This window comes from Bacillus sp. SIMBA_008 (assembly GCF_046535495.1).
In the GTDB taxonomy this organism is placed as follows: domain Bacteria; phylum Bacillota; class Bacilli; order Bacillales; family Bacillaceae; genus Bacillus; species Bacillus subtilis.
Window position 1 is genome coordinate 461,768 of sequence record NZ_JAWRWL010000001.1, and the last position, 24,831, is coordinate 486,598.

Genomic DNA, 24,831 nt, shown 5'->3' on the forward strand with positions numbered 1-24,831 from the left:
TGATTTGAATAAAAATAAAGAATCGTTACATTTAAGCTCTCCTGCTATAAACACTCATATGAATAAGAGAAGTCAAATATGGGCTGCATTTCGTTCTGCATTCCCATATACCATTCCGATTTTTGCGGGGTTTTTATTTTTGGGGATAGCTTATGGAATCTTTATGCATTCTTTGGGATTTAGCGCAATCTATCCAATCATCATGAGTTTTATGATATTTGCGGGCTCAATGGAGTTTGTTGCAGCGAATTTTTTACTTGGTGCGTTCAACCCTATGAATGCTCTTTTTTTGACGTTAATGGTCAATGCCCGGCATTTGTTTTATGGAATTTCCATGTTGGATAAGTACAGGGGGACTGGAAAGAAAAAGCTTTATCTGATTTTCGGAATGTGCGATGAGTCATTTTCTATCAATTATACCGCTAATGTTCCGGCGAATGTTGACAAGGGCTGGTTTATGTTTTTTGTGACACTGCTTAATCATTTATATTGGGTCGCGGGGGCAGCGATAGGAGGTATTTTTGGGTCGTACGTGAAGTTTAATACCGAAGGGCTTGATTTTGTGATGACTGCTCTGTTTATTGTGATATTCATAGAACAATGGATGAAAGAGAAAAAGCATTACAGTGCTCTCTCAGGACTTGGACTTTCAGTAGCCTGTCTTATCCTTTTTGGCGGAAACCAATTTATTATTCCTGCTATGCTCGCCATTTTAGGGGTACTGACTGTTCTGAGAAAACCATTGGAGAAAGCTGAGGTTTCCGTATGACGATGACTATGACGCAGCAAATGATCACCATTGCAATGGTCGTGCTAGGAACAATGCTGACACGGTTCCTTCCATTCATGATTTTCCCGTCTGGCAAACCGACACCGAAATATGTACAGTATCTTGGTAAAGTGCTGCCATCAGCGGTAATCGGGCTTTTGGTCATTTATTGTTTAAAAGATGTGAGTCTGCTTTCTGGAAGTCATGGCATTCCTGAATTGGTTGGAGCAGCTGCAGTTGTACTGCTTCACTTGTGGAAGAAAAATATGCTTCTTTCCATAGCGGGGGGAACCGTTGTTTATATGGTTTTGGTGCAATTGGTTTTTTAACCGATATCGGAAACTATCAAATCATGCTTTTATTAAACTTGATAAAAATATATAAAACTGACACAAGCTTATTTTGGAATCAACACTGTGCCTGTGCAAATAGCATCTGTAATGTTTCCTGGCTATTCAAGAAGTGTCTACTTTAATCGGAGGATATATAATGTCAAAAAAAGTGTCTGCTTCCTATATCATCATTATAGGATTAATGCTATTTGCATTGTTTTTTGGAGCAGGAAACCTCATTTTTCCGCCTATGCTTGGTCAAATGGCTGGGAAAAATGTATGGGTCGCTAATGCAGGTTTCTTAGTGACCGGAGTTGGATTGCCGTTACTGGCTATAACAGCATTTGTTTTTTCGGGTAAACAAAACTTACAGTCGTTAGCCAGCCGTGTTCACCCGGTGTTTGGCATTGTATTTACGACGATTCTCTATTTGGCAATCGGGCCTTTTTTCGCTATCCCAAGATCAGGAAACGTATCGTTTGAAATTGGGGTAAAACCTTTTTTATCAAATGATGCAGGCCCTGTCTCATTAATCTTATTTACAATATTATTTTTCGCATTGGCATGCTTGTTATCACTCAATCCTTCAAAAATCATTGATATAGTTGGGAAATTTTTGACGCCAATTAAGCTGACATTTATCGGATTGCTTGTAGTGGTAGCTCTTATTCGCCCAATTGGAACCATTCAAGCACCATCAAAAGGGTACACATCACAAGCGTTTTTTAAAGGATTTCAGGAAGGATACCTCACTCTGGATGCCCTTGTAGCATTTGTTTTTGGAATTATCATCGTGAATGCATTGAAAGAACAAGGAGCTTCTACCAAAAAACAGCTGATGGGTGTTTGTGCAAAAGCAGCCGCGATTGCAGCTGTACTCTTAGCAGTTATGTATACAGCCCTTTCCTATATGGGGGCTTCCAGCGTTGAAGAACTAGGGATTTTAGAAAATGGAGCAGAGGTCTTATGGTTCAATCTTATTGGGCTTAATGATTACAGTGGCGTGTCTGACGACAAGTGTCGGACTGATCACAGCGTGTTCTTCATTTTTTCATGAATTATTTCCGAACATTTCTTATAAAAAAATTGCTGTCGTTTTATCAGTGTTTAGTACACTTGTCGCAAATATAGGATTAACCCAGCTCATTAAGGTGTCAATGCCTGTCTTACTGACGATGTATCCTATCGCGATTTCCTTAATATTTTTAACGTTTTTGCATTCTGTATTTAAAGGGAAGACAGAAGTGTATCAAGGCAGTTTATTATTCGCATTCATCATCAGCTTATTTGACGGTTTGAAGGAGGCGGGAATAAAAATTGAAGTTGTGAATCATATTTTCTCTCAGATTCTTCCTATGTATAACATAGGGCTGGGGTGGCTCATTCCAGCTATTACAGGGGGAATATGCGGCTATATACTGAGTATATTCCGAACAAAAACAAGTTGATCAATCAACAGCAATATCACTCAGATCTGCAGGAAGGACAAAGTGCTTGTTCGCCGGTTGCATTGCTAATTAAATGTGTTCAACCAAATTTACAATCATCCTTCCTCTTGCTTCGCCTCTTCGTAAGGTAGGAAGAACATCCGGTAATTGATCAAGAGTTCCTTCATACTGCACGAAATTTTCTAAATTTGCCGGCTTAAGTTCACTTTCAGTTTACAAGTAAATCCCGACCGGAAGAGAAGAAACAAAAATTTTACAGGCTGTTAGCCGAAAGACTGGAATCTGAGTGTGGTATCGCATCAACTGATTTAATTGTATCTATTGTTGAAAATGATAATGCTGACTGGAGTTTTGGACTTGGGGAGGCCCAATTTTTAATAGGTAAATTGTAGTTGAATACTACCCTCAAATGCTTGATTGAAGAAAAGGATAGAGAAACTAGGTTAGCGGAGCAAACCATGGGTTTGCTCCGCTTTTTTATGTTTATAAGAGAATAATTAAGGAGGTATTGTGGATTTCTATAAAAATATTTTGACATTTCAGTAAAGAGCAAATAATATTTATATATGAACACATGCTCATATATAAATATTATTTAATGAAGGAGCAAATAAAAAGGTTTTATTGATCTCTTTTATCATGATTACAGGTTATATGATTATAGAAGCTATAGGTGGATTTTTAACAAATAGTCTGGCGCTTTTATCTGATGCAGGCCATATGCTGAGTGATTCAATTTCATTAATGGTTGCCCTGATTGCTTTTACATTAGCTGAAAAAAAGGCAAATCACAATAAGACATTCGGCTATAAACGATTTGAGATTCTTGCAGCTGTGATAAACGGTGCTGCCTTAATTCTTATTTCTCTTTATATCATTTATGAAGCAATCGAACGCTTCTCTAATCCACCAGAAGTAGCAACAACCGGCATGCTTACAATTAGTATCATCGGGTTAGTTGTGAATCTATTGGTCGCTTGGATTATGATGAGTGGCGGAGATACAAAGAATAATCTGAATATAAGAGGAGCTTATTTACATGTAATAAGCGATATGCTCGGCTCTGTAGGTGCCATTTTAGCTGCCATCCTCATCATCTTCTTTGGATGGGGCTGGGCAGACCCATTGGCTAGTATCATTGTGGCTATTCTTGTTCTAAGAAGCGGTTACAATGTGACTAAAGATTCCATTCACATCTTAATGGAAGGAACTCCAGAAAATATCGATGTCTCTGATATCATTCGTACAATTGAAGGGATAGAGGGAATTCAAAACATTCATGATTTACACATATGGTCTATCACAAGCGGATTGAATGCTCTTTCTTGCCACGCAGTTGTTAACGATCAACTGACCATTTCAGAAAGTGAAAATATTTTACGCGAAATTGAACATGAACTTGAGCATAAAGGCATTACGCACGTAACCATTCAAATGGAAACCGAAGCGCATAATCACGACAATGCGATCCTTTGTCAGCCCAAAATGGAGAAGCAGCGTGACCACCATCACCATTAAATTTTTTATCTAACTTTATAGTGAGGAGATCAACTAGGATTTTGCAGATTCTGTCTACTGACAATTTGAAATTGGCGGGGTGATAATGTGTACGACACTATAGTAATCGGGGCTGGTCAAGCAGGGATCTCAATAGGATATTATCTTAAGCAGTCCGATCAAAAGTTTATCATTTTGGATAAAAGTCATGAGGTGGGGGAGAGCTGGAAAGATCGGTATGACTCATTAGTTTTATTTACTTCTCGAATGTATAGCTCTTTGCCTGGAATGCATCTTGAAGGAGAAAAACATGGATTTCCTTCAAAAAATGAAATTGTTGCTTATCTAAAGAAGTATGTTAAAAAATTTGAAATTCCAATCCAATTACGGACAGAAGTAATAAGTGTCCTAAAAATAAAGAATTATTTCTTAATAAAAACAAATCGGGAAGAATATCAAACGAAGAATCTTGTCATTGCTACAGGGCCTTTTCATACCCCTAATATTCCATCAATATCAAAGGATTTATCCGATAATATTAATCAACTACACTCATCACAATACAAGAATTCAAAACAATTGGCATATGGAAATGTACTAGTAGTTGGTGGTGGGAATAGTGGTGCTCAAATAGCTGTTGAATTATCCAAAGAAAGAGTTACATATTTAGCCTGTAGTAATAAACTAGTTTATTTCCCTTTAATGATCGGAAAAAGAAGCATCTTTTGGTGGTTTGATAAATTAGGAGTTTTACATGCAAGTCATACATCAATAGTAGGCAAATTCATTCAAAAGAAAGGTGATCCAGTATTTGGGCATGAATTAAAACATGCAATAAAACAGAAGGAGATCCTCTTAAAAAAAAGAGTCATTGCCGCAAAGCAAAATGAAATCATTTTTAAAGATTCATCTACATTAGAAGTAAACAATATTATTTGGGCTACTGGTTTCAGGAATCCCTTATGTTGGATAAATATAAAAGGTGTTTTGGATCAAGAAGGTCGAATCATACATCATAGAGGTGTTTCACCTGTAGAAGGATTGTACTTTATAGGGTTGCCTTGGCAGCATAAGCGAGGTTCAGCGTTGCTTCAAGGTGTAGGAAATGATGCTGAATACATTGTAAAACAAATGAACGGTGAATAAACGAAGCAGAGCAGTAACTCACATGTTTACTGCTCTATTTTTTGCGTGAATAAGGGTAGCGAAGTGGAGATGCGCTTTCTCTTTTATTTAAGAAGTTAACATAGAAAGAGAAAAAGTACTTTAAGACATACTCATATTTTTATGTTCAACAATGGTCTTAAGGAGGCTGCGCATTGAATTTGTCAGGTACGCATCTTTATGGCGTATAAAGATTGTTGAGATACAGCTGTCTTTCTCAGGTAATGGGTGACAATAAACCTTACCTTGTGCAGCAAGATGCATAACAGCAGATTCCGGTACCACTGTTATACCGAGTCCAAGTGCAACACTATTTAAGATTGTCTCCAGGATGTTAAATTCCATCATTCTGTTTGGGAGCACACCTTCATCTTTGAGCCACTGTTCAAGCCTAGACCGATACCCGCACCCCTGATTAAAAACAAGAATCGGAGTCGTTGAAAAATCCTCTATATTAAACGTTTTGTTACTGGTTACAAGAGTAAGTTTTTCAGTATAAACATCATACTGTTCCAGGATAGAATGTTTCAAAGGGCCTGAAATAAAAGCTCCGTCTAATTCGTGATTCATGACCTTTTTAATAAGTTCCTCTGTTAGACCAGCCTGCAATGATAAATCCACATTAGGATACTTTTTATAATAGGAAGCTATGATGGTCGGCAGTATCCTCACTGTTTCCACTGTACCGATTTTTAATATTCCAGACGGTATATCAGTATCTAGAAAGACTTGCTCCAGTTCTTCAACATCTTTCAAAATTTTGTTAACGTATTCAATCATTTTTCGGCCCTCTGGGCTTAGTGAAACCCCTTTTTTATGGCGATTGAAAAGAGGTGTTTTGAGTTCATTCTCTAATTGCTTAATCCGCGCAGTTACATTAGATTGTACATAATTTAACTCTTTTGCAGCACCGGTAATACTCTTGTGATGGGCTACGCATTTGAAAATTTGTAAGTCTCGCAGTTCCATGAAGATCCCCCCTTCATTAAAGTATCATTATCAATGATGTTTTTCATCACTTTTGTTCATTTTACTTGATGCTTACTTCTTTTTATAATTCTCATTGTAATTTTAAAGAAAAGGAGGGGAATTCAATGAAAAAAGGTCAATTATTCATTGGTGCCCTTACATGTTTAGTAGCAAGTATGTCTTGGGGCGCGATGTTTCCAGTTGCAGATCATGCATTAGAATTTGTTGATCCGTTTTATTTTTCATTTATTCGCTACGGTGTGGTAACGATTATGTTAGTGATTTTATTATTGGTGAGAGAAGGAAAAAAATCATTTTATTTAGAGGGTAAAGCAAAATGGATCATTTTATTTGGGGTGATGGCGTTTACTGTATACAATGTTCTTATTTTTTTAGGTCAAAGGTTGATGGGGAAGTCTGGAATTATGACAGCATCCATTGCCGAGGCACTCATGCCGATGCTTTCAATTGTTATTCTATGGGGATATAAACATGTGAAACCTAAAAAATACACAATGATCAGTATATTGATTGCCTTTTTGGGGGCTTCGATGGTCATAACCAAAGGTAATATAAGTTTCTTTTTTTCATTAGGGGATCATCTATTCTCGATACTCTTTATATTCATTGGTGTTTTAGGGTGGGTTGTCTACACAATGGGGGGACAGATATTCCGAGAGTGGTCCACACTTCGTTATTCAACTTTGACATGTTTATTCGGCACAGCTATAACAGGAATCATGACAGCTATACTTACCGCGCAAGGTTACGTGTCGGTACCGAGTATTAAAGTGATTGCAGCAATTAAGTATGATTTTTTATTTATGATTACTTTACCAGGTATCATAGCCCTCCTTAGTTGGAACTATGGCATTAAAATCCTATCATCCATTAATGGGATTTTATTTATTAACTTTGTCCCCATTACTACATTGTTAATCATGGTGATCAAAGGATATAACATAACTGCATTTGATATAGTAGGAACACTGTTTGTCATTATTGGACTCATTTTAAATAACATATATCAGCGTAAGGAAGATTATAAGCAGGTATTACAAAAAGAAAAAACAAATCTGACTATCACTTAGACGGTGGGGGATTTAAAATGTTTGAAGGTTTATTGTTTTTCATTTCAGCTGGAATTGTCTGTGAACTTGCTGCAATTAATAGAAATGGCCGCAAAAATATAAAGCAACAGGCGGAATTGATTCAAATTTTAAAAGAAAACCTTAATAAAGACATTAAATAAATCAAGACGGTTGGATATTATTGAAACACACCAGAAAATTCAGGCTTCTATTTTAAGTCTTAAAACGTCACCAATCGCTAGTTGAATACTACGGGAACCACTCTCCATACGGAAAAAGATGATTATTTACATCATTCAGAGTTGATTTTAGGTTCTTTTGAACTTATAATGTTATATATATACTGTTTTTTGTTTATTCAGAAAAAACGGGTTATAAAAATAAATATTTATATCGGAGGTGTACGCCTTACTAGGTAAGGCAAATCATTGACAACCATTAACCTTATAATCTTTACTATTTTAATTGTCTTAACAGCATTTTTTGTTGCGACTGAATTTGCGATAGTAAAGATCAGGTCATCAAAAATTGACCAACTCATATTAGAGGGAAAAAAAGGTGCCGTATCAGCCAAAAAGGTCATTACTCATTTGGACGAATATTTGTCAGCTTGTCAATTAGGGATCACGGTTACAGCGTTGGGAATTGGCTGGGTTGGAGAATCGACTTTTGAAGTGATTTTGCACCCCTTATTTGCTCATTTTCATGTAAGTGAAACAGTCTCACATGTATTGATCTTAGTGATTGCTTTTGTGATGGCGACTTTTTTGCACGTTGTAGTTGGAGAACTTGCTCCTAAAACACTCGCTATCCAAAAAGCGGAAACCATCACTCTTTTGACTGCAAAGCCAATTATTTGGTTTTACCGCATCCTGTTCCCTTTTATATGGTTTTTAAATGGTTCAGCCCGGTTTATAGTAGGACTCTTCGGTTTGAAACCTGCATCAGAACATGAACTTGCTCATTCTGAAGAAGAACTGCGCATCTTACTGTCTGAAAGCTATAAGAGCGGTGAAATCAATCAAAATGAGTTGAAATATGTAAATAATATTTTTGAATTTGATGAAAGAATCGCCAAAGAAATTATGATTCCGAGAAGAGAGATCGTAGCGATTTCTAGTGAGGATTCTTATGAAACTATTGTTAAGACCATTAAGACAGAGAGTTATACAAGGTACCCAGTCCTAAATGGAGATAAAGATTCAATCATTGGTTTTATCAATGCTAAAGAATTCTTGTCAGCTTATATTGACACAGACCAGAAGATAAAAGAGGATTTCAAGTTAGAAAATCATATCAACCCTGTTATCCATGTTATTGAATCCGTTCCAATTCATGATTTATTGGTAAAAATGCAAAAAGAGCGAACACATATCGCTATTCTTGTGGATGAATATGGCGGAACTTCAGGTTTAGTCACTGCTGAAGATATTCTTGAAGAAATTGTCGGGGAAATCAGAGATGAATTTGATAAAGATGAAGTGCCTAATATTAGAAAAGTAAATGATAATCACTATATCTTAGATTCGAAAGTGCTCATTGAAGATGTAAATGATTTATTGGGAACGACGTTAGCAAGTGACGAAGTGGATACAATAGGCGGCTGGTTTATGACTCAACAAATAGACGCTGCAGTTGGGTCCGTTATAGAAGCCGATGGGTATATTTTTAAAGTGTACAAAACAGTTGGCCGGCATATTAATTATTTAGAAATTGTCTGGAAAAAAGAATAACATCTGGATAAAACACATGAGATTTTGACTAATAAGATGCTTAAAGCCTGAGATGAAATTTTCATCCAGGCTTTTTTAACTTGCAGTTTAAGTAGGTAATCATTATCGAAGTTCAAACGTTTCTCAGCAAACAAGGAGGCTTGGATATCTATAGCTCTTTTACCATTACCTTCTCACCATTAAAGTCGAGTTCACCATTAAATTGAAAACCAAACCTTTGATAAAGGCGTATAGCATGAATATTATTTTCAAATATACTTAAATAAATTCTTTTGCATTTATATAGCTCAGCAAGGTGCTGAATGAGGGCTTTAAGCATTTTCTTCCCTAATCCTTTTCCCTGATAGCGTTCGTCAATAAAAAATCGGTCAAGCCAGACTCGTCCGTTTTTATTATCTTCATCATACTCGGGAAACAATCCATACATTGCAAAACCGACTAGATCTCCTTCATAGTAAAGCCCGACAGGTTTATAATAGTGACATTCGTTTGCATCCTCTAAACATATTTTTGTAGATTCAATATATGATAATTGATTCTGGCTGACATGTAGATCAAGAATTGCAGCACGATTATCATCAGTTACTCCTTTTATTTTTATACTCATACTACCTTCTCCTTTTTTCTTATCCCGGTATCCTGATATTGCTAAAACTCAGCTTAAACTATATTCACGTCAAGCAACATGTAGCCTATCATATTAAGTACCTTTTCTTATTGTGCCTAACCAGGGGCATTCCCTGCATCCAAATGACTTGACTTTATAGAAAATGAATTAATTCAAAGCTGCAGCATCATTCTTTTTTTCTTTCCAAACCATTGTAAGACCAAGGCCGACAATCATAACGAAACCTGCAAAAAGGAAAGGATAATGAATGTTAAGATCAAATAGTATACCGCCTAGAGCAGGTCCAAATATATTTCCCAGGCTGGTGTATGTGGAGTTCATGCCTGCTACGAAACCCTGCTGGTTACTGGCCATATTGGATAAATGAGCGGTTAAGGCCGGACGTAGCAAATCGAACGCTAGAAAAATAAAACAAGTTACAAGCAAAACAGTTAAAAATCCTGACATAACAGTAGACACGAAAGCCAAGATCGCACCGGTTATTAAGCACAGCTGAATCATTCTTTTCTCTCCAAGTTTGTTGACCAATTTCCCGAATAGTAAAACTTGAATAACTACCGCAACAATGGAGCTAATCGTAATAATGGTTGCAATATCTTTTGGTGTGAAGCCAAATTTATGATCAGAAAACAAGCTGAATACCGTTTCATAAGCTGATAAACCAAAAGCCATTACAAAGACGATAATAAATGCAATGAAATAGACAGGATGAATGGATCTCTTCAAGTCTTTAATAAAATTTGATTCCTTTGTATGAGATGAGAGTTGATGGCGTTCTTCTGTCGACAATGACTCTTTTAGTATAAAAACGGAAGTGACAGCTGCTATTAACGCGATGGCGGAGGCGAAGAAAAACGGCATGCGGATACCAAAGCCGGCAATAAATCCTCCCGCACCAGGCCCAATAATAAAGCCGGTGCTAATTGCAGCAGAAACATACCCCATAGCCTTTGACCTTTCCTTTAGGGTTGTAATATCAGCTACATATGCTGTTACCGCGGGCATGATAAAAGCCGCACTTACACCACCCAATATCCTCGAGAAATAAAATATTGAAACATGGGTCCCTAATCCGAAAATCAACTCAGATAAACTGAATATAAGCAACCCGAGAATAATCATTTTTTTTCTCCCGAAACGGTCAACCCACCTACCTGCAAAAGGTGAAGTAATTAACTGAGAAATGGCAAAAGCCGCAACAAGATAACCCATTGTGCTGCCGGATAAATGCATGATTTTCATAAAAGAAGGCATAACTGGAATGATTAAACCGATACCAAGAAATGCTACGAAGATGTTGCTTAATAGTATAATGAATATCGTTTTTTGCTCATTTATTGATTTTTTCATCTGAATTCCCCTTTTACTCAATTGAACCCTTTTTACCTATCCTTTTCGCTTGAAGCTTTTTTCAAGTACAATCAAATCATAAGGTATATGGTTACCGTATAGTCAAGGAGGTTTTTATGAGCGAAGATGTTAAGAAGTATTTCACAACAGGGGAGTTTTCGAAGCTCTGCCGTGTAAAAAAACAAACCTTATTTCATTATGATGAGATTGGTCTTTTCTCGCCGGAAATAAAAAAAGAAAATGGGTATAGATATTATTCCTATCATCAATTTGAGATTTTTCAAGTCATCAGTCTATTTAAAGAGCTTGGGGTTCCATTAAAAGAAATAAAGTGTCTAATAAAAGGAAAAACACCAGACAAGATCCTGCATGTTCTAAAAGAAAAGTCTATTGAGATTGATAAAAAAATAAATGAGCTTAAGCAGTTGCAAACGATTTTACAAACAAAAGTGACACTTACAGAACAAGCACTTGAGACTGATTTTTCCTCAATTTCTTTTGAATATTTAAATGAAGAAACATTCATGTTAAGCCGAAAAACATTAAACTTACCGGAACGAAAATATGTGGCAGCCATTTCAGAACTCATTCATGAAGTTCAGCAATATGAATTAGATGAAGGATATCCGATAGGCGGAATCTTTGCACGGGAACAAATCTTAGAAAAAGACTTCTACAATTACAGTTACTTTTATATAAAAGTAAAAGATGGGGCAGAGAACATAAATTATCATGTACGACCAAAAGGCCTGTATGCAGTTGGATATGAAATAGGCGGAAATACTGAAGAGGCATACCGGAGAATCATTGAGTTCATTGAAAGAAATGGAATGCAAATAGGGGAAAATGCATATGAGGAATATATGCTGGATGAGATGGTAGTTGACGGGTATGAAAATACATATGCCAAAATCCTCCTTCAAGTTAAAGAGGTGTAAGATTACGAGATTTTCATATGGAAAAATTGTTTCTGTTGTGTGCCCAAAAAGAATATAAACTGGTTTACTAAAAACGAGCCCACATACAGGTGACGGTACAAACGGCACTGGGAACCGCAAGTCTATCGGCGTTGAAATATGCTATAACGCTTCAGGAGGCGCTAAATACTACGCTGCTGAAAAGCTGGCCATCAAGGCGCATCCAAAGAGATAAATCTTAAAGAGCTGGGATAGGGGGGGACAAACAACAGAATTCCGTATACTCTGTTGTTGTGCTATGTAAATGTTCAAAAGCCATTTAGGATCGTCGACCTTTGATAATCCATCATATAAAGGTGTCATTCGATGTCTTGTTAACAAAGGCTAGTGAAATTCAATATCCAGAAAACGATTACAAGGTCGGTGATAAATTATTCATCCGTGAATCAAACGGTGATCGAACATTCATTTTTGTGTTTAATATGAGTTTTCTTGATTTAGCACACTCCCTTAATAAATGCATAGGATACTATCACAAAAATTTATAATTGTGGGGATCAAAAAATGTACTATAACCCTTTTTCGCCTCAATGTTATTATTATGTGACTGTACCGATGTATAATGATGGAAGATCTGTTTATTGGACTATTCCAAATGAGATGGAGAACGTACACAGAGGTGCCGATTTGCGCTTTTCATATGAAGATAGAAACCTTCTTTTGAAGGATTATGGACCAAAACCATTTGTTGTAAATATCAATAGAGCCACAAAACAAAACAATACGTTCCGTACTGCTTTATGGACAGGAAAGCATTTTCAAGTTACTTTGATGAGTCTTGGTATTGGAGAAGATATTGGTTTGGAAATCCATCCTAACGTTGACCAGTTCTTACGGATTGAGCAGGGGCGTGGGATCGTCAAAATGGGAAAGAGCAAAGGTCATTTGAACTTTCAAAGAAATATTTATGATGATTCTGCCATTGTTGTACCTGCCGGCACTTGGCATAACGTGATTAATACAGGTAATACGCCATTAAAACTTTACTCCATTTATGCTCCTCCTAACCATCCATTTGGTACAGTTCATAAAACCAAAGCAGATGCAGTGGCTGCGGAAGATTAGCATAGTTATTCGCAGATTTCTGAGTAATTGGAGTCACATCCAGCATGAAACATGGGGAACCAGTACCTAAGAATTGTTTTTATGCAAATGAAACCCAGTGTAATATCCAAGCAGTCTTGTGCTAATTTAAAAAGTAATTGATAAAATAAAGTCGATTTAAAATAAAATCGGCTTATTTCTTTATTAGAGTTACTTTTAGCAGAATTGGCATTATCGAAATGTAAGTATTTTTTCAATCCGCGGATATTGAAATGAATCTATCAGTTCAAAGTAAGTAACTTTCACACTTGACTATATACCCACAGGGGTATATTATTGTTTTGTGAATAACAAAGAGTTAATAAGGTGGTGTAAGTAGTATCAATTATTTAGTTATTGCATTCCTGCTTATTTTTGTGATTATCATTGCAACGTATAGACGTTATTATCCTATAACCGGAATCTCTTGTATCCATAAAGATAAATTAAAGGCTATAGACATAACAATATTAGATATTCGCCATTATAACGATGTACCCAATTTTTCGGATAATATTATTTTAAACATCCCATATGCGTATCTAAAACGTTTTTATTTAGAGATTCCACGTGATAAAATACACATAATAGCTCGTGATCGGGTGGAATTAAATTTAGGAGTGCGTTTTCTAAAGCGCAAAGGTATCCATGTAAACAGTTATGAACTGGCAGCATGTAAATGTAAAAATAAATGAAAGAAAGGATTTCATTGATATATGGAGTATGATCAAAAGATTAAAAACCGCTTACGACGGATTGAAGGACAAATTAAAGGTGTATTGACTATGATGGAACAAGGAAAAGATTGTAGAGAGGTTGTGACCCAATTAGCAGCTTCCCGTAATGCGATCGATCGAGCGATGGGTTTAATTGTGAGCACAAACCTTGAACATTGTGTTCGTGAAAGTTTAGAAAAAGGCGAAGACACACAAAATTTAGTAAAAGAAGCAGTTGACTTATTGGTAAAGAGCCGATAAAAATTCATCAACCTAAGGTTGACGAATTTTTATATGCGTCATATTATACCCCTACCGGTATTTAAAGAGTTGAATAATAGCAGATCTTTCGAAAAAATTTTTTGACTTTAATATACCCGAGGGGGTAATTAGTTAGGAGAATAAACATGACAGAACAAACAAAACGCACAACAATTGTTTTATTTAGCGGGGATTATGATAAAGCAATGGCAGCCTATATTATTGCAAATGGTGCAGCTGCCTACGATCATGAAGTGACGATCTTCCATACTTTTTGGGGATTTAACGCTTTACGTAAAGAAGAGCTGATTCCAGTGAAAAAAGGATTTCTTGAAAAAATGTTTGGAAAGATGATGCCTCGTGGTGCTGATAAGATGGGTTTATCTAAAATGAACTTTGCAGGTATGGGCCCTAAAATGATTAAAAATGTGATGAAAAAGCATAATGTACTTACTTTACCTCAGTTGATTGAGATGGCTCAAGAACAGGGGGTAAAGCTCGTAGCTTGTACGATGACAATGGATCTTCTTGGTTTACAGGAAAAAGAACTATTAGATGATATTGACTATGCTGGTGTAGCAGCTTATTTGGCAGATGCTGAGGAAGGCAGTGTCAACTTATTTATCTAATGTTACTCATTTACTCATTGCTAAGCGGAATGAGAAGTTTAAAGGCAAGTAAAAATATTGAAGAAACAAGGATTTAAAAACATCACAAATATAAAAGGGGGTATGAATACATGGTGTTAACTTACAGTGAGAAACTTTTTGTATATTTGTATACCCCCACCCCTATATAAGAAAAGGAGGAAAAAATGATGAAAGCAACTATTGTACTAGACGCTAAAGGTTTGGCGTGTCCAATGCCTATCGTAAAAACGAAGAAGAGAATGAAGGATTTAAAAGCTGGTGAAGTATTGGAAATTCATGCGACAGATAAAGGTTCTACAGCAGATCTGGAAGCATGGGCAAAAAGTACAGGCCATGAATATCTGGGTACTGAAGCAGAGGGAGAAATACTTCGTCATTTTCTTCGAAAAGGAGGAGAGCATTCATCAGAAAATGCATCTTCAATTCCTGAGATTTCATTAGAAGCTTTCAAACAGAAAGTAGATAGTGACGAGTCTCTTAACATTTTAGATGTTCGAGAGATAGAGGAATATGAAAAAGCTCATATCCCAGGAGTTGTGCATATCCCTCTTGGTGAAGTGGAAAAGCGCGCTAACGAATTAAACGAAAATGATGAAATTTATATTATCTGCCATTCGGGAAGAAGGAGTGAAATGGCGGCCCGCACCATGAAAAAACAAGGTTTTAAAAAGGTTATTAATGTTGTCCCGGGTATGCGGGATTGGACAGGTAAAACCGAATAAATAAAAAGCATGATGAACAGATGAGTACAAGAGTAGCGATTATTGCGGCAAATAGCGGTCTGTTTGATGCTTATAAAGTCTGTAATATTGCGACAAGGAAAAGAGCATGTCGCAGAAGGTTGTAGGAACGCAAATGTGCCTTCTATTCTTAACTGATTGAAATGGGAGTTGCATGATTTGGTTGTCAAATAACGATGGACGTTATGGGTTTAACAAAAGATGATTTTATGGAAGGAATCGAAGTAGGCGGGGCTGTTACCTTTTTTGGTTTTACGAAAGATGCTGATGTATCCTTAACGTTTTAGTCCCGCTAAAAGATTTGATATAGGAGGTATTGAAACATGACCGTAAAGGCAATGACCCCAAAAGAAGTGACAAAAAAAATCTTTAACAAAGAACCTTTATTTATTTTGGATGTGCGTAATGAAAATGATTTTAGTGATTGGAAGATAGAAGGGCATGACTTTGACCATTTGAATGTTCCTTATTTTGATCTTTTAGATGGCGTAGAAGATATCTTGGAGAAAATTCCTTCTGATAAAGAAGTGCTGGTCGTTTGCGCAAAAGAAGGTTCATCCGTTATGGTATCCGAAATGCTTTCTGAAGCAGGTCATTCTGTATCCTACCTTAAGGGTGGAATGAAAGCATGGAGCGAACATTTAGAGCCGGTAAAAGTCGGGGATTTAAAAGATGGCGGTGAGATGTATCAGTTTGTTCGAATCGGTAAAGGCTGCTTGTCATACATGGTCATTTCCAATGGTGAAGCAGCAATTATTGATGCGACACGTATGGTGAATTTCTTTATAGATTTTGCGAAGGGGAAGGGTGCAACGATTACTCACGTATTTGATACACATCTTCACGCGGACCATATTTCAGGCGGCAGAGTCATTGCTGAAAAAACAAAAGCAACCTACTGGTTACCGCCTAAAGATGCTGAAGAAGTGGAATTCGATTATCAGCCGTTGGAAGAAGGAAATGACATTATTATTGGAAATACAACGATTAAAATTCAACCGATTTATTCTCCGGGGCACACGATTGGCTCCACTTCTTTCATTGTCGATGACCAGTATCTTCTTTCAGGTGATATCTTGTTTATTGATTCAATCGGCAGACCAGACTTAGCCGGTATGGCAGAAGATTGGGTAGGAGATTTAAGAAAAACGCTTTATAGCCGTTACAAAGCGTTATCAAAGGATTTAATTGTATTACCGGCACACTTTATGATCATTGACGAGCTAAATGAGAATGGAAGTGTTGGTAAACAACTAAGTACATTATTTAGCGAGAACCATGGTTTGAACATTGCGGATGAAACAGAATTTAGACACCTAGTAACAGATCATTTGCCTCCGCAACCAAATGCATACCAAGAGATTCGAGAAACAAACATGGGGAAAATCAGCCCAGATGAAGAAAAACAGCGTGAAATGGAGATTGGCCCAAACCGCTGTGCAATACGGTAACACAAGTTTCTGCTAAAAAGAGGAGAGAAGAACATGAAATCAGATAAAGTATTAGACGCAAAAGGCTTGGCATGCCCAATGCCAATTGTCAGAACAAAAAAAGCGATGAATGAACTGGAATCAGGTCAAATATTAGAAGTGCATGCAACAGATAAGGGAGCCAAAAATGATCTTACAGCCTGGTCTAAATCAGGCGGACATGACCTTTTAGAGCAAACGGACGAGGGCGATATATTGAAATTTTGGATTCAAAAAGGCTAATGAATGTGAAAGGGTATCGAATAGAAAGATACCCTTTTCCTATGAAAGGAGGCAAATAAAATGGATATTGCCTTTATCACAACTCTTTTCATTATAGGGTTTATTGGTGCCTTTATTTCCGGAATGATTGGTATTGGCGGAGCAGTTATTAATTATCCAATGCTATTGTACATTCCTTCTTTAGTGGGAGTGATGTCATTAACTGCCCATGAAGTTTCAGGGATAGGGGCTATTCAAGTTTTTTTTGCGACACTCGGCGGTGTTTGGGCTTATCGTAAGAGTGGTCTTCTAAATAAAGCATTAATGATTTACATGGGAAGCAGCATCCTTTTAGGGAGTGTATTGGGGAGTTACTTTTCTCATTATATATCTGAAAAAGGAATTAACTTTATATACGGAATTCTGGCTATTATAGCAGTTATTTTAATGTTTATACCTAAAAAAGGACAAGAACATAGCCAAGACAAAGAAGTGATATTTAATAAATGGTTGGCTTCTTCCTTAGCGTTTATCATTGGTGGCGTATCAGGTATTTTAGGAGCTGGCGGCGCCTTTATCCTAGTCCCCATTATGTTATCGATTTTAAATATTCCTGTTAGAGTCACAGTCGCTTCATCTCTTGCGATTACATTTCTTTCATCTATTGGCGCAACAGTTGGAAAAGTAATCACGGGCCAGGTTCTTTTTGTACCAGCTCTGGTTCTTATGATTGCTAGTTTAATTGCTTCTCCTATTGGTGCATCAGTTGGGCAAAAAGTAAACACAAAATTCCTGCAATGGATTTTAGCGCTATTAATAGGTGCGACAGCCATTAAAATTTGGTTAGAGCTCCTTTGATATGAGTCATCGGGTAAAATGAAAGATTAAAAGATTCATCACTTGTTGGTTTCTTATTAATGTTATGACACTTGGCCGCGTTCAATAAATATTTCAAGTGTTTGATGAAATTCTTTTTGATAATGGTGACTTGGACAAGTCTTGACTATAGTACCATGAAATGCATTTGACTTAGTGGTGTCCAGTGTTTTTTTGCATTAGGGCAGCGTTAAGAAAATAAAAAAGACCATAACGTCACCTTTGATTACCTTTTTTAAAACATTTTAATCCTGATTGGTTTTATGGGTATGGTAGGTGATGGGTGTAATGAGTCAATATAAATTAGGTCTATTTTGTGTCCAAAATAAATAGAGGGACTCGAACTAAAAAAGAGGATGCCAAACTATATAGGTATCTTTGTTTGCTTTAGAGTTATTATATTTGAATATGACATGCCACGTAACAACACGTTATTGCACATATAATTAAGAAGCAACTACTAAGGCAGATTCTTCTCTCTTTTAACACCATATCCAATCAGCCTCAAATGTAATATAATGTTGCCAAACCATATTGGTTGTGGCACCGGGGAGGAAATGATAGGTGGTTTATTTCGTAGCATTTTTTTGTTTTGCTATTACACTGCATAATATTGAGGAAGCTATTTGGTTACCTGAGTGGTCACAACAATCTTCAAAGTTTCAAAAGCCAGTAACTTCAAATGAATTTCATTTTGCTGTCATTGTTATAACTATGTTGGCTTATTTATCTGCATTTGGTTTTTTATATATGCCAGAATCAGATATTGCAAAATGGATTTTCATTGGCTTTCTAGGTTCTATGGTTATCAACGCTATTTTTCCACATCTTATCGCAACTGTTGTAATGAAAAAGTATGCACCTGGACTTCTTACGGGCTTATTGCTTAACATTCCAGTAAACTCATTAGTTATTTATCAAATGTTTTTAAAGAATTTGATTGTATGGAAGGAGTTAATAATATCTACGTTGGTTGTAGGAATTATTTTATTAGCACTTATTCCATTATTATTTAAAGTTGGTGATAAAGTATCTCCTTAATGAGTTTGAATTGATAAGGATTGAGGGGAAAGATGGAAATTTTCTAAATAAGGGATTATTCTGTTATATCGGATTTCTACAAAACAATGTCTTAATTCATCATTGATTTTGGTGCCCAATTAGTTGCCCTGAATTCATGAAAAAGGATAAAATAGGTGTAAAATAAAGTTGCTATTTTAAAATTAGAATCAATTCATTATCGTAAAAGCAATAATAACTAATTGGCAAAGAAAGGATAATCAGTCTAATGAAAACATTAGTTATCGTTATACATCCTAATTTGGAAACGTCTGTTGTCAACAAAACCTGGATGAATCGTTTAAAGCAAGAGAAAGACATTACGGTTCATGACCTGTACGGTGAATACCCTTATTTTATCATTGATGTAGAAAAAGAGCAGCAGCTCCTGTTAGATCATGAGCGTATCGTTTTTCAGTTCCCAATGTATTGGTACAGCAGTCCCGCGTTACTCAAACAATGGGAAGATGATGTGTTAACACATGGCTGGGCTTATGGAACTGGAGGAACTAAATTGCATGGAAAAGAACTACTCTTAGCTATCTCCTTAGGCGCACAGGAATCTGATTATCAAGCAGGCGGAGAATATAATATCACGATCAGCGAGCTTATCAGACCGTTTCAAGTCACTGCTAACTATATAGGAATGCGTTTTCTTCCTGCGTTTACACAATATGGGACACTTCATCTTTCAAAAGAAGATGTTAAGAACAGTGCGGAGAGATTGGTTGACTATCTTAAAGCCGAGCATTAATCCGGTATTCGCGAGGGAAGCTGAAACAAATGATGTGTTATGAAAATAAGGGTTTGTGACAGATTTTCATAAACTTAATTTCAAAGTTACATCGAATACTTAATTCAGGGGGGCATAGTGCGAGGGCTTAAAATTAATTAAAGCAGGGCAATGAGTACGTATTTCTTAATGAAATGTAGAGTTCCTTGGTCTCTAATAGGTACCCGATTAGTGTCCAGAATTCTGAAAAATGATGAAAATAAGTATAAATAAAGTAAACATATGCTTTGAATAAAAGCTTTTGTAACTCATGATATGTTTTTACTATGTTGAGGGACTAGTGGGCGTGGTATATGTCAGAAAAGAAACCGATGATTCAAAGGTGTTTTGACCCCTGTTTATGAGACAGGGATCAAAACACCTTTTAAACATCATTATTACCTTCCTCTGATAATGAAATATAAAAAAGTTACCAGCAACTCTCTGCGGCATCTCGCCGTGTTCAATTGTTTAGTCCTTTTTTTTCATAATCTTTACAAATCTGAAAAAGTCCTCATCATCCGGCAGGGGCTTGTCATCTTCGCGTCCATTGCGATGCATATGCGGATCAGAGTGATGTTCATTGTAGAACTCTACGATATGAAATCCACACTTATTCACATAGAAGTTGATATTTCGCTTTTCGAAATAAGGTGTCACGGTTTCCCAAAGCACAGTATCCGGATACTGTGCTTCAATGGCTTTCCAAGCAGAAAGACCAATCCCTTGGCTGTGATATTCTGGAGATACATAGAATAAATCTAGCGAATTATGATTTGTTTGGCTGTTGATACGTACTACTGCACCACCGACATTCTTACCATCCTGAAGAATATGATATACCACTGCTCCGGGAGCATTGAAAGACTCCTGAACATCATTGTCCGATGGAATCGGCCCATCTTCGCAATCACCGAACGTTTCAATCACGGCGATCGCAAAGGCTTCTTGTAATTTTTTTTGGAATTCTGGCAGATCAGATTCCTTTGCTGGTTCCAGAATAACTTTTGGTTCATTTTTAGTTTTCATGATTGTTCACTCCCTCAGTTGCTGAAATATCGAGTCCAGTCGTTCAGTAAAACATTCGAGCTGCTCTGCGAGGCCTTTTCACAAAAAAGTGATTCCATCGCTCTTTCTTCCGCGGTAAATTTGGCGTTAAAATACTTCAAAAGCTTTCTCCTGTCTTTTTGTATGATTCTTTTTCTTTGTTTCATTGGAAAACAAGCTGCATGTAACCCTAATTTACTATTGTTCACTACCGTATTAAGTGTCGTATGCGGGATTTGTCATCATTCTCGAATTTTTCCTGCGAAAAGTTACAAAAATAGTCGAATGAGGCGCCTTTGACTATGAACATGCGTAAAAGATTCAATTTAGATTCGATCATGAGCAATGCACATTGAGTAAACTCTGGTGGATTTATTAGCCCAAAGAAGCCTAAATGATATAAAAATAACTAGTCCATATATCAAATCTGTCCGTTTAATGCCCGCTTCATTCAACAACACTAATTTGAAGTCATGCAATCTGTGCAAGGGGGTTATTTCTGAATAGATTTTTCCGAATGCAGCGGAGTTGCTTTGGGACTCCCGTTTACTTTGCCGTACGTCAGCTTGCGCCATACTAATTCCATCGGACCGTACCTAAACCGTTTCAACCACAATGTACTAAAGCTCATAAGAACGAAGTACACGGCCAGACTGAACATGAACGTGCCGGCGGATTGAATATGATCCGCAAGCCCGAATCCGTACCTGAGGAACAGAACTGTTCCAATGATAGAGTGAAGCAGATAACAGGTCAATGACATCCGTCCGACTTTGGTGAATATCATCATAGGGCCTCGCAGCTGAGGAACGTATAGAAACAGCATTGCAAAAGTGCTCATATAAAACATACTTCCGGTTATGCCGCCATTTTGACCCAAGACAGAGGAAATGTCCTTCCACAGCATATTCTCAGAAAGATTAAACATGTCTAGTAATATACTGCTTTGTGTTATTAGAAAAGCGATTGTGCTAATGATCCAGATACGCTTCCATATAGGCTTTTTCGCTTCCATGTCTTTGAAAAATTCCATCTTAACAAAGTACACGCCCAGCAGAAACATGAGAAACATGGAATAGATCATAGAGAAAGAGCCGGCAGCCATCGTGACCATATCTGTCCACCGAGTGCTGATGGATTCCATGTAGGTAAGGCTGCTGTGGCTAAACAAAGTAAACTCTGAAAAATTTGGGTTTTTTGACCCTGCAGTATTGATGACATTGTACAACATTGTGAAAACAGGAGTCAGGAATTGAAACACGATAAGTGCGATAATCCATCTAAGCACCGTTTTGGCCGTGCGTTTATAGAAGGCGAGTAACAGGAAGCCACTTACGGCGTAAAAGGCCAATATGTCACCGACCCAAACAAATGTGATGTGCAAAATGCCAAATCCCAACAGGATAGATAACCTGCGGGCAAACAGCTTGTTGGGACTCTCTACCTTCTGCGCGGCTCGATCCATAAAGATCATAAACCCGACTCCGAACAGGAAGGAGAATAACGTAACGAATTTCCCTTCGGCAAACCAGGAAACCAGCTTATGCAGTACGTCATCGGAGGCCATTTCGAATCCCTTTACTGAATCTACGATCAGAAAATAATTGACAATAATAATGCCAAGCAAGGCAAATCCTCGTACGATGTCCAGAAAATGAACCCGTTCCCGCAGACTCACCGGTTGCCCGCGTCCTTCTTTTTGTACAATCATATCAATACTCCTTTCCCATTTATCACGGCAATGTGTAGTGCGGATCTGAAAAACTTGAGCCTTACAATGGATAAATATAAAGACCGAATCTTAACAATTTATGAAGAGTCATCATTTTTTTTAGAAAATGTGACAAATTTGTGGCGAGCATCAGCTTTCATAAATTGTTAAGATTTACGTAGTATCTTATAACGTACTTATTACTATGAACGATATATAGTAAGGACACACGAGAAATAACAACAAGAATCATGAGGTGAGAGAGACATGGCCTATCGAATATTAGTCGTAGAGGATGATGAGGATATTGGTGATCTTTTGGAGGAATCCCTTACACGTGCAGGTTACGAGGTGCTAAGAGCCAAGGATGGAAAGCGAGCATTGCAACTTGTGAATGACTCGCTTGATTTGGTTATTTTGGATATTATGATGCCAGGCATTTCGGGAATTGAAACATGTCAGCACATCAGGAAATCCTCTAACGTCCCGATTCTGTTTCTGACGGCCAGATCGAGTACACTCGATAAAACTGAGGGGTTACTCGCCGGCGGCGATGATTATATGACTAAACCATTCTCGGAAGAGGAACTTCACGCTAGAGTGATTGCTCAATTACGCAGATATACTATCTATCAGGAAAAGAAGGAACAGGAAGAAACATTTCTTATCGGGGGCAAACTAAGAGTGAGCGAAGAATTTAATGAGGTGTGGAAAGAGGAGAAGCAAATCAAGTTGTCAGATCTGGAGTATCGTATCCTGAAACTTCTGATGAGCAAACGCAACAAAATATTTTCTGCCCAAAATATATATGAGAGTGTGTGGGGACAGCCTTACTTTTACTGTTCCAACAATACGGTGATGGTGCATATACGGAAGCTGCGCTCCAAAATTGAGGATGATCCGGCACGTCCGGTTTATATAAAAACTGAATGGGGAAGAGGATATCGATTTGGCGCATCTTAAATTTACGCTAACCAAAAAACTGGCTTTGCTGATAATGGTTGCTGCGATTGTGAGTGGTGTGATCTTTCTGACGTTGCAAAAGATCACAGATGATCTGATCGAGGGATATCTGAGTTCGGAAGAGTATTATCACGAGGAGTCAGCAAGATACATTCAAAAATTCAGCAAGTACGTTTCAGAAAATGAGTTGTCTACATCAGATAGAAAAGCGTTTGGCGAGTGGGTCAAAAAAGAAAATTACATTAACCTCACCATATTCAAGGATCAGGAGCTGCAATATGATTCTATTTATTCCGAATCGGATTATGGAAAGGAAAAGCTGACTCAGTACGCTCAAAATCATTCACATCCTGTCAAGTTTAGCGATGGTGAAGGACGAGTCATTATCGACGGTTTCTACTCTTCCCGATATTATGATCTGGCCTTTGCATTGGATTTGCTCGGGGCAACCCTCATCTTTTTAATCATTGTTCTCTTCGGAATTCGCCAAAGTCTTCGCTACCTTAAAACGATTCATCAAGAGATTCATATTCTTGAAGGGGGCGAACTGGACTACGAGATGACGATAAAAGGGCATGATGAATTAGCGATGATTGCAAAGAGCATTGAGGATCTGCGGAAAGCTTTCCTGGATAAACTTAAAGCTATCGAGGAATTGCAAGCTGAGAGCCGCAGCCTGGTTACCGAAATGTCGCACGATATGCGCACACCGCTGACGTCGCTGATCATGAATCTGGAGTTTGCCAAAAAAGAGGGAGGCGAAGCGGGTGCCAGCAAAGATCGGTATGTAGCCAATGCTTATGGTAAAGCACTGCAATTAAAAAGCTTGTCTGACAATCTGTTTGCGTATTTCCTGCTGAACAAGGAATATGAGGCCGATCTGGAGACCGTTGCAGTGAAAGAAGTGATCTACGATCTAATATCAGATCAGATTGCTATCCTTCATCAGGAGCATTTTCGGGTCCATATTTCAGGCGAGCTGCCGGAAACCTATATTAACGTGAATTTGGAGGAGCTTGGTCGTGTATTTGATAATGTGATGTCAAACTTATTGAAATACGCAGATCCGGAAGAAAAAATCAGTATCACGTTTGTATCGGATCAAGAGATATTTGAGATCCATGTTAGCAATACGATTAAACTTGCAGATATAACACCGGAAAGCAACGGACTCGGTGAAAGAAGCATTGCGCGAATGATGTCCCGCATGCAGGGACAGTTTCACAGTATACAAAAGAATTCTAAGTACTACATTGTGCTACGATTTTGGAACACCAAGATGTAGGCTGAGAATAAAAACCACG

25 protein-coding genes and 7 pseudogenes are annotated in these 24,831 nt (G+C 37.4%); 26 read left to right on the top strand and 6 right to left on the bottom strand.

The annotated features are described in order from the left end of the window. Window positions 1–4: 4 nt before the first annotated feature. From azlC to SB658_RS02365, 6 genes and pseudogenes are all read left to right on the top strand, one after another. Window positions 5–769: an azaleucine resistance protein AzlC gene (azlC, locus tag SB658_RS02340; protein WP_015251618.1), complete on the top strand. Its 765-nt coding sequence runs from the start codon at window positions 5–7 to the stop codon at window positions 767–769. Continuing rightward, window positions 766–1,098 (top strand): branched-chain amino acid transporter AzlD, encoded by a 333-nt coding sequence (gene azlD, locus SB658_RS02345; RefSeq protein ID WP_003245988.1) that lies wholly within the window; start codon window positions 766–768, stop codon window positions 1,096–1,098. Before azlC ends, azlD begins: the two co-directional genes overlap by 4 nt. A gap of 160 nt (window positions 1,099–1,258) precedes the next feature. Continuing rightward, window positions 1,259–2,549, top strand: a pseudogene (gene brnQ, locus SB658_RS02350) (branched-chain amino acid transport system II carrier protein). Between the two features lie 215 nt (window positions 2,550–2,764). Then, a pseudogene (locus SB658_RS02355) lies at window positions 2,765–2,941 on the top strand (tautomerase family protein); the annotation flags it as partial. 196 nt (window positions 2,942–3,137) lie between these two features. Continuing rightward, a complete protein-coding gene (czcD, locus tag SB658_RS02360; protein ID WP_144500695.1) occupies window positions 3,138–4,067 on the top strand; it encodes a CDF family zinc transporter CzcD in 930 nt (309 codons plus the stop codon). A gap of 87 nt (window positions 4,068–4,154) precedes the next feature. Then, the gene (locus SB658_RS02365) at window positions 4,155–5,192 is read left to right on the top strand and encodes a flavin-containing monooxygenase (RefSeq protein WP_144500696.1); all 1,038 of its coding nucleotides are present in this window, start codon (window positions 4,155–4,157) and stop codon (window positions 5,190–5,192) included. A gap of 120 nt (window positions 5,193–5,312) precedes the next feature. Here SB658_RS02365 and czcR read toward each other — a convergent pair whose 3' ends face one another. Beyond that, window positions 5,313–6,179, bottom strand: a complete 867-nt coding sequence (gene czcR / locus SB658_RS02370) for a LysR family transcriptional regulator CzcR (RefSeq protein ID WP_015384170.1) — start codon at window positions 6,177–6,179, stop codon at window positions 5,313–5,315. A 125-nt stretch (window positions 6,180–6,304) separates the two neighbouring features. On the opposite strand from czcR, the gene SB658_RS02375 reads away from it, so the two are divergent. The 3 genes from SB658_RS02375 to SB658_RS02385 all read left to right on the top strand — a co-directional run bounded on the left by SB658_RS02375 (window position 6,305) and on the right by SB658_RS02385 (window position 9,003). Continuing rightward, window positions 6,305–7,270, top strand: coding sequence for a DMT family transporter (locus SB658_RS02375; RefSeq protein ID WP_015714359.1), 966 nt, complete (start codon window positions 6,305–6,307; stop codon window positions 7,268–7,270). 17 nt (window positions 7,271–7,287) lie between these two features. Next, window positions 7,288–7,431 carry a YrzO family protein gene (locus SB658_RS02380; protein WP_014477437.1) on the top strand — a complete coding sequence of 48 codons (144 nt, stop codon included), beginning with the start codon at window positions 7,288–7,290 and terminating at the stop codon, window positions 7,429–7,431. A 267-nt stretch (window positions 7,432–7,698) separates the two neighbouring features. Next, the gene (locus SB658_RS02385; RefSeq protein WP_019712547.1) at window positions 7,699–9,003 is read left to right on the top strand and encodes a hemolysin family protein; all 1,305 of its coding nucleotides are present in this window, start codon (window positions 7,699–7,701) and stop codon (window positions 9,001–9,003) included. Between the two features lie 148 nt (window positions 9,004–9,151). On the opposite strand, the gene bltD is transcribed toward SB658_RS02385, so the two are convergent. Both bltD and blt read right to left on the bottom strand, forming a co-directional pair. Further along, window positions 9,152–9,610 (bottom strand): spermine/spermidine acetyltransferase, encoded by a 459-nt coding sequence (gene bltD / locus SB658_RS02390; protein WP_015714357.1) that lies wholly within the window; start codon window positions 9,608–9,610, stop codon window positions 9,152–9,154. A 168-nt stretch (window positions 9,611–9,778) separates the two neighbouring features. Then, entirely contained in the window at window positions 9,779–10,981 is a 1,203-nt protein-coding gene (gene blt, locus SB658_RS02395; RefSeq protein WP_015714356.1) for a multidrug efflux MFS transporter Blt, read from the bottom strand. Between the two features lie 116 nt (window positions 10,982–11,097). Between blt and bltR the strand changes: the two genes are divergently transcribed. From bltR to SB658_RS02470, 15 genes and pseudogenes are all read left to right on the top strand, one after another. Next, entirely contained in the window at window positions 11,098–11,919 is an 822-nt protein-coding gene (gene bltR, locus SB658_RS02400; RefSeq protein ID WP_014480349.1) for a multidrug efflux transcriptional regulator BltR, read from the top strand. Window positions 11,920–12,001: 82 nt separating this feature from the next. Beyond that, window positions 12,002–12,112: pseudogene (locus tag SB658_RS02405) on the top strand (N-acetylmuramoyl-L-alanine amidase); the annotation flags it as partial. Continuing rightward, a pseudogene (locus SB658_RS02410) lies at window positions 12,093–12,237 on the top strand (hypothetical protein). The pseudogenes SB658_RS02405 and SB658_RS02410, both read left to right, overlap by 20 nt. 225 nt (window positions 12,238–12,462) lie before the next feature. Further along, complete coding sequence (locus tag SB658_RS02415) at window positions 12,463–13,023, top strand: cupin domain-containing protein (RefSeq protein ID WP_120363475.1); 561 nt, start codon at window positions 12,463–12,465, stop codon at window positions 13,021–13,023. A gap of 395 nt (window positions 13,024–13,418) precedes the next feature. Further along, a complete protein-coding gene (locus SB658_RS02420; protein WP_080481201.1) occupies window positions 13,419–13,736 on the top strand; it encodes a sulfurtransferase in 318 nt (105 codons plus the stop codon). A gap of 21 nt (window positions 13,737–13,757) precedes the next feature. Beyond that, entirely contained in the window at window positions 13,758–14,018 is a 261-nt protein-coding gene (locus SB658_RS02425) for a metal-sensitive transcriptional regulator (RefSeq protein WP_003237170.1), read from the top strand. A 146-nt stretch (window positions 14,019–14,164) separates the two neighbouring features. Continuing rightward, the gene (locus SB658_RS02430; protein WP_003229885.1) at window positions 14,165–14,647 is read left to right on the top strand and encodes a DsrE/DsrF/DrsH-like family protein; all 483 of its coding nucleotides are present in this window, start codon (window positions 14,165–14,167) and stop codon (window positions 14,645–14,647) included. Window positions 14,648–14,670: 23 nt separating this feature from the next. After that, window positions 14,671–14,767 (top strand): annotated as a pseudogene (locus SB658_RS02435) (rhodanese-like domain-containing protein); the annotation flags it as partial. Between the two features lie 65 nt (window positions 14,768–14,832). Then, a complete protein-coding gene (locus SB658_RS02440; protein ID WP_004399169.1) occupies window positions 14,833–15,390 on the top strand; it encodes a sulfurtransferase TusA family protein in 558 nt (185 codons plus the stop codon). A gap of 20 nt (window positions 15,391–15,410) precedes the next feature. Beyond that, window positions 15,411–15,695: pseudogene (locus SB658_RS02445) on the top strand (DsrE/DsrF/DrsH-like family protein). Window positions 15,696–15,724: 29 nt separating this feature from the next. Continuing rightward, window positions 15,725–16,859 (top strand): annotated as a pseudogene (locus SB658_RS02450) (MBL fold metallo-hydrolase). Between the two features lie 33 nt (window positions 16,860–16,892). Continuing rightward, window positions 16,893–17,120, top strand: a complete 228-nt coding sequence (locus tag SB658_RS02455) for a sulfurtransferase TusA family protein (protein WP_003229888.1) — start codon at window positions 16,893–16,895, stop codon at window positions 17,118–17,120. Between the two features lie 60 nt (window positions 17,121–17,180). Beyond that, window positions 17,181–17,957 carry a sulfite exporter TauE/SafE family protein gene (locus SB658_RS02460; RefSeq protein ID WP_032726225.1) on the top strand — a complete coding sequence of 259 codons (777 nt, stop codon included), beginning with the start codon at window positions 17,181–17,183 and terminating at the stop codon, window positions 17,955–17,957. Between the two features lie 582 nt (window positions 17,958–18,539). After that, entirely contained in the window at window positions 18,540–19,016 is a 477-nt protein-coding gene (locus tag SB658_RS02465; RefSeq protein ID WP_004398792.1) for an HXXEE domain-containing protein, read from the top strand. 247 nt (window positions 19,017–19,263) lie between these two features. Continuing rightward, window positions 19,264–19,788 carry an NAD(P)H-dependent oxidoreductase gene (locus SB658_RS02470; protein WP_072176380.1) on the top strand — a complete coding sequence of 175 codons (525 nt, stop codon included), beginning with the start codon at window positions 19,264–19,266 and terminating at the stop codon, window positions 19,786–19,788. A 489-nt stretch (window positions 19,789–20,277) separates the two neighbouring features. Here the strand turns inward: SB658_RS02470 and SB658_RS02475 are convergent, their stop codons facing one another. The 3 genes from SB658_RS02475 to SB658_RS02485 all read right to left on the bottom strand — a co-directional run bounded on the left by SB658_RS02475 (window position 20,278) and on the right by SB658_RS02485 (window position 22,564). After that, window positions 20,278–20,835, bottom strand: coding sequence for a GNAT family N-acetyltransferase (locus SB658_RS02475; RefSeq protein WP_021480144.1), 558 nt, complete (start codon window positions 20,833–20,835; stop codon window positions 20,278–20,280). Between the two features lie 344 nt (window positions 20,836–21,179). Continuing rightward, on the bottom strand, window positions 21,180–21,428 hold the full coding sequence (locus SB658_RS02480) for a hypothetical protein (protein WP_119123070.1): 249 nt from the start codon (window positions 21,426–21,428) through the stop codon (window positions 21,180–21,182). Then, window positions 21,347–22,564 carry a DUF418 domain-containing protein gene (locus SB658_RS02485; RefSeq protein ID WP_021480142.1) on the bottom strand — a complete coding sequence of 406 codons (1,218 nt, stop codon included), beginning with the start codon at window positions 22,562–22,564 and terminating at the stop codon, window positions 21,347–21,349. Before SB658_RS02485 ends, SB658_RS02480 begins: the two co-directional genes overlap by 82 nt. Before the next feature lie 267 nt (window positions 22,565–22,831). On the opposite strand from SB658_RS02485, the gene yrkP reads away from it, so the two are divergent. Together yrkP and yrkQ are read left to right on the top strand one after the other, a co-directional pair. Then, window positions 22,832–23,527 carry a two-component response regulator YrkP gene (yrkP, locus tag SB658_RS02490; RefSeq protein WP_021480140.1) on the top strand — a complete coding sequence of 232 codons (696 nt, stop codon included), beginning with the start codon at window positions 22,832–22,834 and terminating at the stop codon, window positions 23,525–23,527. After that, entirely contained in the window at window positions 23,514–24,812 is a 1,299-nt protein-coding gene (gene yrkQ, locus SB658_RS02495) for a two-component system sensor histidine kinase YrkQ (RefSeq protein ID WP_003246194.1), read from the top strand. The genes yrkP and yrkQ overlap by 14 nt, the downstream gene beginning before the upstream one ends. Window positions 24,813–24,831: the final 19 nt, after the last annotated feature.